We start from the raw sequence: 13,958 nt of genomic DNA on the forward strand, positions 1-13,958 counted from the left end.
CGGTTCATGCCTTGTCCTTGTCGCTCGCGGCTGAAAAGACGTGGCCCGGCCCGGGGAAGGTGCGGCTGCGCACCTCCGCCGCATAACGCGCCGCGGCATCGGCGACCGCGCTGCGCAAATCGGCGTATTCCTTGACGAATTTCGGCACCCGGTCGACCGTCAGGCCGACCATGTCGTCGATGACCAGGATCTGGCCGTCGCAATCGCGGCTGGCGCCGATGCCAATGGTGGGAATGGCAATGCGCCGGGTGAGGTCGGCGGCAACGGTCTCGACCGTGCCCTCGATGACCAGCGAAAACGTGCCGGCTTTCTCGACCGCGTCGGCGTCGCGCATGAGCGCGGCCACATTCTCCGGCGTGCGGCCCTTGATCTTGTAGCCACCGTCCTTTTCCACCGATTGCGGCTGCAAGCCGATATGGCCCATCACTGGAATGCCGGCCGCGACGATTGCCGCGATCTGGAGGGCGACTTCGACGCCGCCTTCCAGCTTCACCGCCTGGCAGCCGGTTTCCTCAGAGATGCGGCGCGCCGAGGCAAGGGCTTGCGCGGCCGAAGTTTCGTAGCTGCCGGCCGGCATATCGACCACCACGCAGGCCTTTGATGAACCGCGCATCACGGCCTGGCCATGGGCGATCATCATCTCCAGCGAGGCGCCGAGCGTGGTCTTGTGGCCATGCAGCACCATGGCAACGCTGTCGCCGACCAGGAGAAGGTCGACATGATCGTCGAGCAGGCGGGCGACGGGATAGGTGTAAGCGGTAAGGCATACGATCGGCACGCCGCCCTTGCGGGCGCGTATTGCCTCCGCACTGATCCTGGCGACAGCTAAGGCCATTCCTCACCTCCCGCAGCCGGCGTTGACTACAGCGCCGCGCGTCCCGTGGACGCGCAAAGGACGCTGTAGCACTTGGGTTTGCGCATGATCCTTTCCGAAAATCGATTTCGATTTTCGGGGTCATGCGGCAGCGCCGGGCGATGAGAGCTTTAGGAAGACGCAGCCGGGTTGGCAAGCGTCGGTTCGCAGGTGCGAAATGGATCGGCCAATGACCGAGCGTTTCGGCATGCCGTCAGTGCCGCAGGCGCCGCAAAACCCTTGCCTTCGCCAAGGCCTGACGCCATAAGCAGGGAACAGCCACCGCCGCGCGCCCGCGAGGATCTGAATGAAAACTTTCCTTCTGCAGTTTTTCACCTGGTGGAACCGCCAGACGCTGGGAACCCGTTTTCACACCTGGCGCCACGGCAACAAGGTCGGCCAGGATGGGGCCGGCAATGTCTACTACGAAGGCGGCGTCGATTCGGAAGGCCGCACCCGCCGCTGGATCATCTACGCCAATTATTCGGAGGCGTCGGCGATCCCTCCGGGCTGGCACGGCTGGATGCATCACCGCGTCGATGTGGCGCCGCCAAGCGACGACTATCGGCCGCGCGAATGGGAAAAGGCGCATGAGCCGAACCTCACGGGAACACCGGCGGCTTATCGCCCGAAGGGTTCCGTGCTCACCAATCAGCACCGTCCGCAGGTGACGGGCGACTACGATGCGTGGACGCCTGGTTCTTGACCGCCGGCCGGTCCTTTGTCGCCACAATTGGCGTTTAGCTGCTTGCTGATATGACAACGGCGAATAGCCTTGGGCGTGACAGAATCACCCGGGCCCAAACCACCGGTATCTCCGCATGAACATTTTCAGCCTGACATCGATGGCCGGACTGGCGGCAATTGGCGCTGTCGCCATGTTCCCGACAGCGTTTGCCGCGGCGCAGGCGCCTGCGGCAGCACCCGCAATCTCCGATCGCATCACCAATCCGGTCGCCGAATTTGCCGGCATCGACAAGATCACCGGCCGTATCATCACCTTCGATGTCTACATCGACGAAACCGTGCAGTTCGGCGCTTTGCAGGTGACGCCGCGCATCTGCTATTCGCGGCCGGAGAATGAAGAGCCGAAGACCGATTCCTTCGTCGAAGTCGACGAAATCACGCTCGACCGCAAGATCCGCCGCATCTTCACCGGCTGGATGTTCGCCGAGAGCCCCGGCCTAAACGCCGTCGAGCACGCCGTCTATGACGTCTGGCTAAAGGGCTGCAAGCAGAAGTCGGATGTGCCGCCGCCCGACGCGGCCAATGCCGAGACGCCCAAGGTCGACACGTCCAAGCCAAAGCCCGCCGCTGCTCCGGCCGCCGAACAGCCGGACCCTACGGAACCTGACGCGACCAACACCAACTGATCCTCCGGAACCGTGGTGGCAACTATGCGTTGGACCATGGACGATGACGCATTTATGCGCTTGGAGGATATTCTGATGTCGGACAGCAAACGGATCACGGCCAGCAAAGACGACCTGCTCGAACTCGAAAAGGGGTTCTGGACGGGCGACGAAGCTTACTACGCCGCCAATGTCGACACAGAATGCCTGGTAGCATTTCCTGAGATGGCACAGGCAATGGACAATGCCGATCTGGCCAAGACCGCGACCAAGCCCAACCGCTGGCGCGACCTTCAGATCGACCTCAAGGGTATCATCGAGCCCGGCAGCGACATTATCATGCTGACCTATGAGGCTCATGCGACACGAGAAAACGGCGAGCCCTACGCCGCGTTGGTTAGCACCGGCTATGTTCATCGTGTCAACGGCTGGAAGATGATGTTCCATTCGCAGACGCCGATGGAAACCGCGAAGGGCTGACCCCTTTCACCGGTCGAGCCGGCTCGGCCGCTCGGTCTCCGATCAGGGATAAAAAACGGCTTCGCCCTTCAGCGCCTCGGCCAACATCTTCTCGTATTTGACGCGCGGCACGTCGACCGCGCCGAAGCGTTTGAGATGCTCAGTGGTGAATTGCGTGTCGAGCAGGGCAAAGCCGCGCGCCTTCAGCCGCTCGACCAGATGATACAGGCAGGTCTTGGACGCGTCGGTTTCCCGGGCGAACATGCTTTCGCCGAAGAACACGCGACCGAGCGAGACGCCATAGAGGCCGCCGACCAGCCGTTCCTCGCGCCATGCCTCGACCGAATGGCAGTGCCCCAGACGGTGCAGTTCGATATAGGCTTCGCGGATCGGCGCGTTGATCCAGGTCGAGCGGCGCTCCTCGCGCTTTTCGGCGCAGCCGTCGATCGTCGCCTCGAAATCGAAATCGAAGCGGATGTCGAACGGGTGCTTGCGAATTGTCTTCCGCAAGCTCTTCGGCGTGTGGAAGCCATCGAGCGGTATGATGCCGCGCGTCTCTGGCCGCACCCAGAACACTTCCGGGTCGGAAGCGCTCTCGGCCATCGGGAAGACGCCCGAGGCATAGGCCTTGAGCAACAGGTCGGTCGGAATGCGATAGCCGGGAGCGTAAGGACGGGTCATCGCGGCATCATAGCGGCAAGTCGGGCGCTATTCCTCTTTGGCCAGATACTTTTCCAGCCAGTGGATGTCGTAGTCGCCATTGGCGATATCGGCATTGCCGACCAGGTCGCGAAACAGCGGCAGCGTCGTCTTGATGCCGTCGACGACGAACTCGTCGAGCGCCCGGCGCAGCCGCATCATGCATTCGACGCGGTTGCGGCCGTGCACGATCAGCTTGCCGATCAGGCTGTCATAATAGGGCGGGATCTTGTAGCCGGAATAGACACCGGAATCGACGCGGATGCCGAGACCGCCAGGCGTATGGAAATGCGTAATCGTGCCGGGCGAAGGCGTGAAGGTGCGCGGGTCCTCGGCATTAATGCGGCATTCTATGGCGTGGCCGTTGAACTTGATGTCCTCCTGGCGCACCGAAAGCCCGCCGCCGGAGGCGACGCGGATCTGTTCGTGGACGAGATCGATGCCGGTGATCGCCTCCGTTACCGGATGCTCGACCTGCAGCCGCGTGTTCATCTCGATGAAGTAGAACTCGCCATTCTCGTACAGGAATTCGATGGTGCCTGCGCCGGAGTAGCCGAGGTCGGCGATGGCCTTGGCACAGATATTGCCGATGCGGGCGCGCTCCTCGGCGTTGAGGGCCGGCGAGGGCGCCTCTTCCCAGACTTTCTGGTGGCGGCGTTGCAGCGAACAGTCGCGCTCGCCGAAATGCACGCCGCGGCCGGCGCCGTCGCCGAATACCTGCACCTCGATGTGGCGCGGCTTTTCCAGGTATTTCTCGATGTAGACGGCATCGTCGCCGAAGGCGGCTCCCGCTTCCGTGCTCGCTGTCTGCAAGGCGATCTCAAGGTCAGCCTCGGTAAGGGCGACCTTCATACCGCGCCCGCCACCGCCTGCCGATGCCTTGATGATCACGGGATAGCCGATCTCGGCGGCAATGCGCCTAGCTTCCTTTTGATCGGTGACGGCGCCGTCGGAGCCCGGCACAACCGGAATGCCGAGCCGCTTTGCGGTGCGCTTGGCCTCGATCTTGTCGCCCATGATGCGGATGTGGTCGCCCGACGGGCCGATGAAGGTGATGTTGTGGGCGGCGAGAATGTCGGCGAACTTGGCGTTTTCCGACAGGAAGCCATAGCCCGGATGCACGGCATCGGCGCCTGTGATCTCGCAGGCTGCGACGATCTGGTGGATGTTGAGATAGCTGTCGCGCGACGGCGGCGGACCGATGCACACGCTTTCGTCGGCGAGCCTGACATGCATGGCGTCAGCGTCGGCGGTCGAATGCACGACCACGGTCTGGATGCCGAGTTCCTTGCAGGCGCGCAGCACCCGAAGCGCGATTTCGCCGCGGTTGGCGATGAGGATCTTCTGGAACATCCGGCCCGCTCTACTCGATCACGACGAGCGGCATGCCGTACTCGACCGGCTGGCCGTCCTCGAACAGGATCGCCGTCACCGTGCCGGCGCGCGGCGAAGGGATCTGGTTCATCGTCTTCATCGCTTCGATGATCAGCAGCGTCTGGCCTTCCTTGACCTTCTGGCCGACTTCGATGAAGGCCTTGGCGTCGGGCGAGGGCGCGAGATAGGCGGTGCCGACCATCGGCGAGGGGACCGCGTTCTTGGACGGATCGGCCACTGCTGGTGCGGCAGCCGCGCCGGCCGCGGGCTGCTGCGCTGCCGGAGCATAACCGGCCTGCGGTGCGGCGATGGCGTGGACGGCCGGCGCCTGGCGCGATACGCGCACCTTCAGGTCGCCGAGCTCGACTTCGATCTCGGTGAGATTGGTGTCGTTCAGTATGCCCGCCAGATCGCGGATCAGTTGCTGGTCAACACCGGTCTTCTTTATCGACATTTTCGAGCCTTCTGTTTGTGGGCCGGTCATAGGCGTGCCGCCAGCGCCTGCAGCGCCAGCGAGTAGCCAAGCGGCCCGAACCCGCAGATCATGCCGACAGCGACCGGCGCGACCATGGAGACGTGGCGGAATGGTTCCCGCGCGTGGATGTTGGAGAGGTGAACTTCGGCGACGGGCAGCGGCGCGACAGCGCGGATGGCGTCGTGAATGGCAATCGAGGTGTGGCTGTAGGCACCCGGATTGATGACGATGCCGGCTGCCTTGTCGCCGGCTTCCTGGATCCAGTCGACGAGGTCGCCCTCATGGTTCGACTGGCGAAAATCAATCTCGAGGCCAAGCGCGGCGCCCGCCTGCTTGCAGTCGTCGGCGATCGCGGCAAGCGTCTTGCCGCCATAGATGCCCGGCTCGCGCTTGCCGAGCGCGTTCAGGTTGGGGCCGTTCAGGACGAAAATCGTTTTCAAAAATGCCGACCTTTTCCGACGCCGGCCTCAAGCCGGCGCGCAGGGCCTTCTATAATGGGCATAGCCGCCCGCGGAAAGAGCACAAGTGCGATCTTTCACTGTCCACAACAGGCGGAAATGTGCCCGTGAGAAATAGGCTCGCGTGCAAGATCAGAGCGCGGCTTTCGCCGCCTCGATCTTTTCAGCCAGCACTTCCTGGCCGAGCGCCCCGAACACCACCTCATTGCCGACCACGTAGGAAGGCGTTCCGGTGATGGCCAGCTTGTTGGCGAGGTCGAAGGTCTTGGAGAAAGCCTCGGTGATGGTCGGATCCTTCATCTTCTCGCGCAATTTCGCCTCATCGGCGCCTAGCGACAGCGCAACCTTGATGGCCGCCGCCTCGGTGGCGCGGCCCTGGCCGCCGAGCAGGGCGTTGTGGAACTCGCCGTATTTCTCCGGATGCATCAGGTGGAAAGCCATCGAGACGACGCTGGCCTTTTGCGAATCCGGCCCGAGGATCGGGAATTCCTTGAGCACGAAGCGCAGTTCCGGATCGGCCTTTGTCAGAGCCTGCATGTCGTCGATGGCGCGTTTGCAGAAGCCGCAATTGTAGTCGTAGAATTCGACGATGGTGACCTTGCCCTTCGGATTGCCGACGACGCCGTCGAAGGTCGAGTTGAAAATCTCGGACTTGGCCTTCTCGATGACGCCGAGGCTGGCTATGCGCTGCTCTTCCTTCTGCTTGGCCTCGAGCGCCTCCTGCACTTCGAGCAGCACTTCGGGGTTCTTCAGGAGATAGTCGCGGATAATGCCCTCGACCTCAGTGCGATCGATCTTGGTGTCGGCAGAGGCGGTTTGCACGGTCTGCGCCGTGCCGGCCTTGGCGACCTGCGGACTGCCGGCGACGAACCCGAAAGCGAGCATGGCAAGAGCAGCCGCCACTCCCGTCGTGCCGAGCAATATTGCCTTGTTCATCGTCTCATCCTCTTTACCGGTTCCGGTCTATCCTAGTCGCCGCGGGCGACCGGAAGGTTCATTTCTTGAGTTTGCCTGAAGGGTTGTAGTTTATGATGTCCTGCGCGCGAATCCAGCCGGGTTCGCCACGCTTCAAGTCCTTTTGCGCGCGCATGGCGAAAATTTTCGCATTCGTGTAATCGCCGGAATAGAAATGGCCCTCGGCGGTGGCGAGTTCCGCCGCCGGAATGTTGCCAAGCTCGCCATAGGCCTGGGCGAGATAGCGGTATCCGACCGTGTTTTCCTTGTCGCGCCCGAGGCCGTTGTTGATCTGCACCACCGCCTTCTTCAGCGAATCGGGCGTGCCGATGGCCATCAGCGCCTGGCCGAGAGAAACGGGCAACAGGCCCGACCTCACCGGATCGAGGCTGACCGCCTTGGCATAGGCGTCCGCGGCGTCCTTGGGCTTGTTGGCCTTCATCAGTATGTCGCCGCGCATTTCCTGGAAGTAGGGGTTCTTCGGCTGTTCCTTGATCAGTGCATTGGCCTTGGTCAGCGCCGCGCCCAGATTGCCGTAGAGATAGGCCATCTGCGCTTCGCCATAGCGCGAGGCGAGGCTGCCCGGGGCCTTGCGGATCAGCCGCGTGGCCGCGGCCTGGCCGCCCATATAGGCGGCGATCTTGATGCGCATCATGTCGTGCCGCTGCTGCAGTGCCGGCGGATCGACCTTGTCGACATTGGGGCTCTGCTTGACCAGCACTTCGAGATTGGCGATGCGCTCCTGCGGCATCGGGTGGCTGATGCGGTAGGGATCGACCTGCGTGCCGGACAGCGACAGCGCGGTCTGGAAGCGGGCGAAGGTCTTCAGCATGCCCATGCCGGACTGGCCGGTGGCATTGAGATAGGTGATGGCAGAGCGGTCGGCGGTCGACTCTTCGGTGCGCTGGTAGGCAAGAATGCTGCGCTGCGCCATCTCGCCGCCGCCCGCGGCCACGCCCATGCCGGCGCCGGCAAGGCCGCGGCTGTTGGTGGTGGCGCCGGCAACGATGGCGCCGGCGCCAAGCAGCGTGGCGATGATGGCCATGGTCTTGGCGCGCTCGAGCTGGTCGCGTAATTTCTGCTGATGGCCGCCTGCGATGTGGCCGGCCTCATGGGCGATGACGCCGATGATCTCGTTGGGCGTTTCTGCCTGCATCAGCGCGCCGGTGTTGATGAACAGCCGGCGCCCGGTGACGAAGGCGTTGAAGCTCTGATCGTTGACCAGAACGATATCGACACCGTCATTGGCAAGACCGGCCGCCTTGAAGATCGGCCGCGCATAGTCGCGCACCAGCGCCTCGATCTCGGCATCGCGCACGACCGGCACCGCCTGGGCGAAGGCCGTCACCGAGCCGGTGACAGCGACGGCGGCGGCAAGCAAAAGCGTCGCGAAGCCGCGCGCTGTCTTCCCGATGGAAGATTTGGACATCGTTGATTTGGGTCGGCTCAGCATGAGGTCCACTGGTAAACGAGCGCGCGAACGATGAAAAGTCACGGCACCGAAACTAGGCGAACTTGTGATCCTCACATCAATCGGGCATTTGTGCGGCGCTGCCGCCGGTTGATGGCTTTGAGCGGCGGGCCGGACGGAAAGATTGAGGTCAAATGGTAGTTTCGCTGTCGCGCCGCGGTGAAGTCGAGCCGTTTCACGCCATGGACATTCTGGCCGAAGCCAACCGGCTGAAGGCGACGGGCGTGCCTGTCGTCTCCATGGCCGTCGGCCAGCCATCCGATCCGGCGCCCGTGGGCGTGAGGGAAGCAGCCGCAAATGCGCTGAGGATCGGACGCATCGGCTATACCGACACACTCGGTCTGGCGGATCTGCGTAAGGCGATCGCGACGCATTGTGGCGACCATTACGGGATCGATGTCGCGCCGAACCGGATCGCCGTGACCACGGGATCGTCGGCCGCCTTCAATCTGGCATTCCTGGCGATGTTCGATCCCGGCGACCGCGTCGCCATCGCAGCACCCGGCTATCCGGCCTACCGCAACATCATGGCCGCGCTCGGTATCCAGATCGTCGAGATCGAGCTCGGCAGCGACGCCTATCTTCATGCCGAACATTTGAAATCGGCGCACCGGGAAAAACCGCTGAAGGGCGTGTTGTTCGCCAGCCCGGCCAATCCGACAGGTGCGGTCATTCCCGTCGACGAGTTGTCGGCACTGGTGAGGACAGCCGAAGAACTCGGCATCGCGGTGATATCGGACGAAATTTATCACCGGCTGGCCTATGCCGCGCCCGACACCACGGCGCTGGCCCATGGCTCAGGCGTGACGGTGATCAATTCCTTCTCGAAATATTATTGCATGACCGGATGGCGCATCGGCTGGATGGTGCTGCCGGAAGCTCTGGTGAGGCCGATCGAGCGCATCGCCCAGAGCCTCTACATCTCGCCGCCGGAACTGTCGCAGATCGCGGCGATCGAAGCCTTCAAGGCGACGCAAGAGCTGGAAGCGGTAAAGGCGCGCTACGCCTGGAACCGCGAGCTGTTGATGCGGCGCCTGCCGGAACTCGGATTTCCCTTGGCGGCGCCGATGGACGGCGCCTTCTACGCTTTCTGCGATGTTACCCGGCATACCAATGACAGCATGGCCTTTGCGCGCAAGATGCTGGCCGGGGCGCATGTGGCGGCGACGCCCGGCCGCGATTTCGATCCACTTCAGGGCCACCGCACGATGCGCTTTTCCTATGCCGGCAGCCATGACGACATGGTCGAGGCGATGGCGCGCATCGAGCGCTGGCTGAAAAGCGGGGACGAGCATGCCGGATCTTGAACAAGCGCTGGCCGATGTCGCCGCCGAGATGGCCGAGCGCACCGATTGCGGTGACGTCGCCACCTACATTCCGCAGCTCGGCAAGGTCGATCCGAAGAAATTCGGCATTGCCGCCGTGACCAATGACGGCCGCGTGCTGGTCGCCGGCGACGCCGACCAGGCGTTTTCGATCCAGTCCATCTCCAAGGTGTTTACGCTTACGTTGGCGCTCGGCAATGTCGGCGACGCGCTGTGGCAGCGTGTCGGACGCGAGCCGTCAGGCAATCCGTTCAACTCGATCGTGCAACTCGAGCATGAGAACGGCATTCCGCGCAATCCGTTCATCAATGCCGGCGCCATCGTCGTGTCCGACATACTGCTTGCCGGCCACCAGCCGCGCGAGGCGATCGGCGAAATCCTGCGCTTCATCCAGTTCCTTGCCGATGACGAAACCATCATCATCGACCGCGAGGTCGCGGCTTCCGAACGCGCCACCGGCTATCGCAACTTCGCGCTTGCCAACTACATGAAATCCTTCGGCAATCTCAACCATGCACCGGAGCTGGCGCTGGGCGTGTACTTCCACCATTGCGCCATCGCAATGAGCTGCCGGCAATTGGCGCTGGCCGGCCGCTTCCTCGCCAATGGCGGCAGAAACCCGGCAACCGGGCACTCCGTGGTGTCTGCCGAGCGGGCGCGGCGCATCGGCGCCATGATGCTGACCTGCGGCCACTATGACGGTTCCGGCGATTTCGCCTTCCGTGTCGGCATTCCCGGCAAAAGCGGCGTCGGCGGTGGCATATTGGGGATCGTGCCGGGTGTTGCTTCGCTCGCCGTATGGTCGCCGGGCTTGAACGCCAACGGCAATTCCAAGCTGGGGTCGATCGCCTTGGAAAAACTGGCCAGGATGATGAACTGGTCGATTTTCGCCCCCTGACGCCTTCCGTCATTCGTGCATGCAAAAACCCCGCGCCGTGGTTTGAACGGCGCGGGATTTTTGTCAGGAACCAATCTTAATCGGCTGAATAGCTTAGAAAAAGCCCTTCCGCTGCCACCAGCCGGCGCGCTTCGGCTTTTCCTCGGCCTTTGCCTCGTCGGCAACGCTGGAGGAAACCACCGGCACCGCGGAGGTATCCGCGGCCACGGCTTTGCGCCGTGACGGGCGAGCCTTGGCGGGCTCGTCGTCGACGGTCGTTTCCGTGGCGGCATCGGCCGCAGCGGGGGCGGCAGCTTCGACGGCAGCTTCCGGTGCAGCCTCGGCCGCCGTCTCATCGGCGACTTCCACCACAGCCTTCTTTGCCCTTGAAGCGCGCTTCTTCTTCGGCTTTTCGGCTGGAGCGTCGTCGTTCGCCGCGGCGGGAGCCGCCGCTTCTTCAACCGCTACGGCTGCTACGGGCTCGCTTGCGGCCGTTCCGACTTCAGCGGCCTCGGCCACCGAGGCGGTTTCGCCGGCTTCGGTCTCCGTGCCGTCTTCGCGACGATTGCGCTTGCCGCCGCGCTTGCCGCGACGGCGCTTCTTGCCCTGGGCGTCATCTGATGCTTCCACCGTTTCGACGGCGCCAACCTGGGCTTCGTCTTGCTGTGTTGCATCGTCATCGCCTGGTTCAGCGGCAAAGTCGTCGCTTGCCGCCGAAACCGAAGCACCTTCGGCGCCATGCTCGCGATCGCCATGTTCGCGTTCGCGATCCTTGCCGCCGCGCCGCCTGCGGCGCTTGCGACGCTTGCGGTCGCGGCCTTCGCCGTCCTCAGCCGATCTCGGCTGCTGCTGCTGCGATTGCGGCTGCGCCTGGCGCGGCTGCTCGGCCTGTACCACAACCTCGTCGTCTTCCTCCTCGATGACGATCTCGTCCTCGGGCTCTTCCGGCTCGACATAGGCCGGGAAGGTTCGCGCTTCGACAAAGCCTTCCGGCTTTTCGGCAATGGCGCCGCGGAAGATCGCGTAGTGCTGCACACCGACCGTATCATCGGCCTCGACGGTGATGGTCAGGCCAAAGCGGCTTTCGAGTTCCACCAGCGTGCCGCGCTTGTGGTTGAGCACATAGAGAGCGGTCGCCGCCGGGGTCCGCACCGTGATGTGGCTGCGCGAATCCTTGAGCAGGAATTCCTCGATCGCCCGCACCACCATCAGCGCCACCGACGAATCGGAGCGCACATGGCCAGTGCCGCCGCAATGAGGGCACGGCTTCATGGTTGATTCCAGCACGCTGGCGCGGATGCGCTGGCGCGACATCTCCATCAGGCCGAAATGCGAGATGCGGCCGACTTGGATGCGGGCTCGGTCGTTCTTGAGGTGATCCTTCAGCCGCTTCTCGACGGAGCGGTTGTTGCGGTTCTCCTCCATGTCGATGAAGTCGATGACGATCAGGCCGGCGAGATCGCGCAGCCTTAATTGCCTGGCGACTTCTTCCGCCGCTTCAAGGTTGGTGTGGAGAGCGGTGTCCTCGATCGAGTGCTCCTTGGTGGAGCGGCCCGAATTGACGTCGATGGCGACCAGCGCCTCGGTCTGGTTGATGATGATGTAGCCGCCGCTCTTCAGCGTCACCTGCGGCTGCAGCATGCGGTCGAGCTGCGCCTCGATCCCGTTGCGCACGAAGATCGGCGTCGTGTCGCGGAACGGCTGAACCACCTTGGCGTGGCTCGGCATCAGCATGCGCATGAAATCCTTGGCCTCGCGGTAGCCTTCCTCGCCGGAGACAAGAATCTCGTCAATATCCTTGTTGTAGAGGTCGCGCACCGAGCGCTTGATCAGGCTGCCTTCCTCATAGACGAGGGCAGGGGCGGTGGATTGCAGCGTCAGATTGCGGACGTTTTCCCAAAGCCGCATCAGATATTCGTAGTCGCGCTTGATTTCCGCCTTGGTGCGGCTTTCGCCGGCGGTGCGCAGGATGACGCCCATGCCCTGCGGCACTTCGAGATCGGCAACGACCTCCTTGAGGCGCTTGCGGTCGACCGCACTGGTGATCTTGCGCGAAATGCCGCCGCCGCGTGCGGTGTTGGGCATCAGCACGGAATAGCGGCCGGCAAGCGACAGATAGGTGGTGAGTGCAGCGCCCTTGTTGCCGCGCTCTTCCTTGACCACCTGCACCAGCAGGATCTGCCGGCGCTTGATGACTTCCTGAATCTTGTACTGGCGGCGCACCGGCTTGCGGCGGCTGCGCACCTCTTCCAGCGCATCCTCGGCGCCTACGGATTCGATCTCGTGGTCGTCCGGATGCGAGGACTGCACCTCTTCCAGCATGCCGCGATCATTGTCCTCGGAGGTGGCTTCGCCACTTGCCTCGCTGGACGACCTTTCGTCACCCGGCTCCGCCGCAGGGACAGCTTCGGAGATCACATCCGCTTCGACGCTTGCCGCGATCGATGTCGGGCCGCCTTCCGACGGTTCGGTCCCGGATGTCTCGGCGTCGGAGGCTTCGCTGTCGCCATGCCCGGCATGATCGTCATGCCCGGCGGTATTGGCCGCGGCATGCTCGGAAGCAGGCGCTTCGGAGACGGCATCGCTGCCGGCATCGCCATGTTCGCCGTTTTCATCATCGGCGCCGGCGTCGCGCTTGTGTTCGCCGCGCTCACGACCCTTGCCGCCGCGCCGGCGGCCGCGCCGGCCGCGATCGCGACTCTGGCGGTCGTCGCCGTCATTGTCCTCGTTCTCCTCGTCCTCGGCTTCCTGCGCTTCGGCGCGCAGCAAAGCCTGACGATCGGCGACCGGGATCTGGTAATAGTCGGGGTGAATTTCACTGAAGGCGAGGAAACCGTGACGGTTGCCGCCATATTCGACAAAGGCTGCCTGGAGGGAAGGTTCGACACGCGTTACGCGGGCGAGATAGATGTTTCCTTTGAGCTGCTTCTTGTCCTGAGATTCAAAGTCGAATTCTTCAATACGGTTACCGCGGATAACGACAACGCGTGTTTCCTCCGGGTGGGAGGCGTCTATCAGCATTTTGTTGGGCATTATTTCGTTTCCTCCCGGCAGCCGTCAGCCGCAGCTTGCGAGGCAAAGCCCGCTGCTGCGTGTCTGGGATGTGGGTGCCGGATGTCTGAATGTCCGCCGGACGCCGCTTGAGCGCCATGGCGGTGCCGCCCGCAGCCACAATGGCGCGGTTTGATGCGGACCTTTCCATGATTGCGCTTGAAGCCATCGTCACCAGCAGAACCTTTTGAACCAAAGCCCGGACGAACCGGACCAGCTTGTTTGCTCATACAGAGCCGGCACGGGAACAAACCCGGCCGTTTTCCTCACGCAGGCGATTCCCCCGCCACGGGCGCACACCTGCGAAATTCGTCGCGATCACCTGAAGCCTTTTCGCTGGAGCGAAAGGAGCCGCCTTTCATCTGACCTGTAGCAGGAAGCTGCGGGAGAAGCGGTTCCAGGATTGCAGTGATCCACCATCGCTTTTATGATTTGACGGGGTGGAAGGCAACCCCGATTTCGGATGCCGGCAAAAAGCAGTGCCGTAACGGAAGCACAGGCCTTAATCCTCAATGAAAAGGCTTGGTTAACCTTCTCTGGATACCAATCGTTAATCGAGTCTGCGGCCTGACCGGCATTTCGACCAACCACGCGGGCGCAAGGCGCCAAA

13 protein-coding genes are annotated in these 13,958 nt (G+C 63.1%); 5 read left to right on the forward strand and 8 right to left on the reverse strand.

Going from position 1 to position 13,958, the window contains the following annotated elements; translation table 11 throughout:
- Positions 1–4: 4 nt before the first annotated feature.
- Positions 5–835: a 3-methyl-2-oxobutanoate hydroxymethyltransferase gene (gene panB / locus X757_RS156080; RefSeq protein WP_023725767.1), complete on the reverse strand. Its 831-nt coding sequence runs from the start codon at positions 833–835 to the stop codon at positions 5–7.
- Between the two features lie 325 nt (positions 836–1,160).
- Here panB and X757_RS156075 point away from each other — a divergent pair, with 325 nt between their 5' ends.
- The 3 genes from X757_RS156075 (at position 1,161) to X757_RS156065 (ending at position 2,685) form a co-directional block, all read left to right on the forward strand.
- Positions 1,161–1,559 carry an NADH:ubiquinone oxidoreductase subunit NDUFA12 gene (locus X757_RS156075; RefSeq protein WP_023710575.1) on the forward strand — a complete coding sequence of 133 codons (399 nt, stop codon included), beginning with the start codon at positions 1,161–1,163 and terminating at the stop codon, positions 1,557–1,559.
- A gap of 115 nt (positions 1,560–1,674) precedes the next feature.
- Positions 1,675–2,226 carry a DUF2155 domain-containing protein gene (locus X757_RS156070; RefSeq protein ID WP_023681499.1) on the forward strand — a complete coding sequence of 184 codons (552 nt, stop codon included), beginning with the start codon at positions 1,675–1,677 and terminating at the stop codon, positions 2,224–2,226.
- A 75-nt stretch (positions 2,227–2,301) separates the two neighbouring features.
- Positions 2,302–2,685 (forward strand): hypothetical protein, encoded by a 384-nt coding sequence (locus tag X757_RS156065; protein ID WP_023667489.1) that lies wholly within the window; start codon positions 2,302–2,304, stop codon positions 2,683–2,685.
- A gap of 42 nt (positions 2,686–2,727) precedes the next feature.
- Here X757_RS156065 and aat read toward each other — a convergent pair whose 3' ends face one another.
- The 6 genes from aat to X757_RS156035 form a co-directional block, all read right to left on the reverse strand.
- On the reverse strand, positions 2,728–3,345 hold the full coding sequence (gene aat, locus X757_RS156060) for a leucyl/phenylalanyl-tRNA--protein transferase (protein ID WP_023710574.1): 618 nt from the start codon (positions 3,343–3,345) through the stop codon (positions 2,728–2,730).
- A gap of 27 nt (positions 3,346–3,372) precedes the next feature.
- Positions 3,373–4,716 (reverse strand): acetyl-CoA carboxylase biotin carboxylase subunit, encoded by a 1,344-nt coding sequence (accC, locus tag X757_RS156055; RefSeq protein WP_023681497.1) that lies wholly within the window; start codon positions 4,714–4,716, stop codon positions 3,373–3,375.
- Between the two features lie 10 nt (positions 4,717–4,726).
- Positions 4,727–5,191, reverse strand: a complete 465-nt coding sequence (accB, locus tag X757_RS156050) for an acetyl-CoA carboxylase biotin carboxyl carrier protein (RefSeq protein ID WP_023681496.1) — start codon at positions 5,189–5,191, stop codon at positions 4,727–4,729.
- Positions 5,192–5,217: 26 nt separating this feature from the next.
- The gene (gene aroQ, locus X757_RS156045) at positions 5,218–5,652 is read right to left on the reverse strand and encodes a type II 3-dehydroquinate dehydratase (RefSeq protein ID WP_023667485.1); all 435 of its coding nucleotides are present in this window, start codon (positions 5,650–5,652) and stop codon (positions 5,218–5,220) included.
- Positions 5,653–5,802: 150 nt separating this feature from the next.
- Complete coding sequence (locus X757_RS156040) at positions 5,803–6,606, reverse strand: DsbA family protein (protein ID WP_023667484.1); 804 nt, start codon at positions 6,604–6,606, stop codon at positions 5,803–5,805.
- A 58-nt stretch (positions 6,607–6,664) separates the two neighbouring features.
- On the reverse strand, positions 6,665–8,077 hold the full coding sequence (locus tag X757_RS156035; protein ID WP_023725768.1) for a M48 family metalloprotease: 1,413 nt from the start codon (positions 8,075–8,077) through the stop codon (positions 6,665–6,667).
- 152 nt (positions 8,078–8,229) lie between these two features.
- On the opposite strand from X757_RS156035, the gene X757_RS156030 reads away from it, so the two are divergent.
- Together X757_RS156030 and X757_RS156025 are read left to right on the forward strand one after the other, a co-directional pair.
- Positions 8,230–9,402: a pyridoxal phosphate-dependent aminotransferase gene (locus X757_RS156030; protein WP_023725769.1), complete on the forward strand. Its 1,173-nt coding sequence runs from the start codon at positions 8,230–8,232 to the stop codon at positions 9,400–9,402.
- Entirely contained in the window at positions 9,389–10,318 is a 930-nt protein-coding gene (locus tag X757_RS156025) for a glutaminase (protein ID WP_023691223.1), read from the forward strand. Before X757_RS156030 ends, X757_RS156025 begins: the two co-directional genes overlap by 14 nt.
- A gap of 93 nt (positions 10,319–10,411) precedes the next feature.
- Here the strand turns inward: X757_RS156025 and X757_RS156020 are convergent, their stop codons facing one another.
- Positions 10,412–13,330: a ribonuclease E/G gene (locus X757_RS156020; RefSeq protein ID WP_023691224.1), complete on the reverse strand. Its 2,919-nt coding sequence runs from the start codon at positions 13,328–13,330 to the stop codon at positions 10,412–10,414.
- Positions 13,331–13,958 lie beyond the last annotated feature (628 nt).

This window comes from Mesorhizobium sp. LSHC412B00 (assembly GCF_000503035.1).
Taxonomy (GTDB): domain Bacteria; phylum Pseudomonadota; class Alphaproteobacteria; order Rhizobiales; family Rhizobiaceae; genus Mesorhizobium.

Excerpts from the sequence above, each read along its gene's own strand:
- X757_RS156075 (WP_023710575.1), top strand. The coding sequence starts at position 1,161 with ATGAAAACTTTCCTTCTGCAGTTTTTCACCTGGTGGAACCGCCAGACG.
- X757_RS156020 (WP_023691224.1), bottom strand. The coding sequence starts at position 13,330 with ATGCCCAACAAAATGCTGATAGACGCCTCCCACCCGGAGGAAACACGC.
- X757_RS156025 (WP_023691223.1), top strand. The coding sequence starts at position 9,389 with ATGCCGGATCTTGAACAAGCGCTGGCCGATGTCGCCGCCGAGATGGCC.
- X757_RS156070 (WP_023681499.1), top strand. The coding sequence starts at position 1,675 with ATGAACATTTTCAGCCTGACATCGATGGCCGGACTGGCGGCAATTGGC.
- X757_RS156035 (WP_023725768.1), bottom strand. The coding sequence starts at position 8,077 with ATGCTGAGCCGACCCAAATCAACGATGTCCAAATCTTCCATCGGGAAG.
- accC (WP_023681497.1), bottom strand. The coding sequence starts at position 4,716 with ATGTTCCAGAAGATCCTCATCGCCAACCGCGGCGAAATCGCGCTTCGG.
- aat (WP_023710574.1), bottom strand. The coding sequence starts at position 3,345 with ATGACCCGTCCTTACGCTCCCGGCTATCGCATTCCGACCGACCTGTTG.
- accB (WP_023681496.1), bottom strand. The coding sequence starts at position 5,191 with ATGTCGATAAAGAAGACCGGTGTTGACCAGCAACTGATCCGCGATCTG.
- X757_RS156040 (WP_023667484.1), bottom strand. The coding sequence starts at position 6,606 with ATGAACAAGGCAATATTGCTCGGCACGACGGGAGTGGCGGCTGCTCTT.
- X757_RS156065 (WP_023667489.1), top strand. The coding sequence starts at position 2,302 with ATGTCGGACAGCAAACGGATCACGGCCAGCAAAGACGACCTGCTCGAA.
- panB (WP_023725767.1), bottom strand. The coding sequence starts at position 835 with ATGGCCTTAGCTGTCGCCAGGATCAGTGCGGAGGCAATACGCGCCCGC.
- X757_RS156030 (WP_023725769.1), top strand. The coding sequence starts at position 8,230 with ATGGTAGTTTCGCTGTCGCGCCGCGGTGAAGTCGAGCCGTTTCACGCC.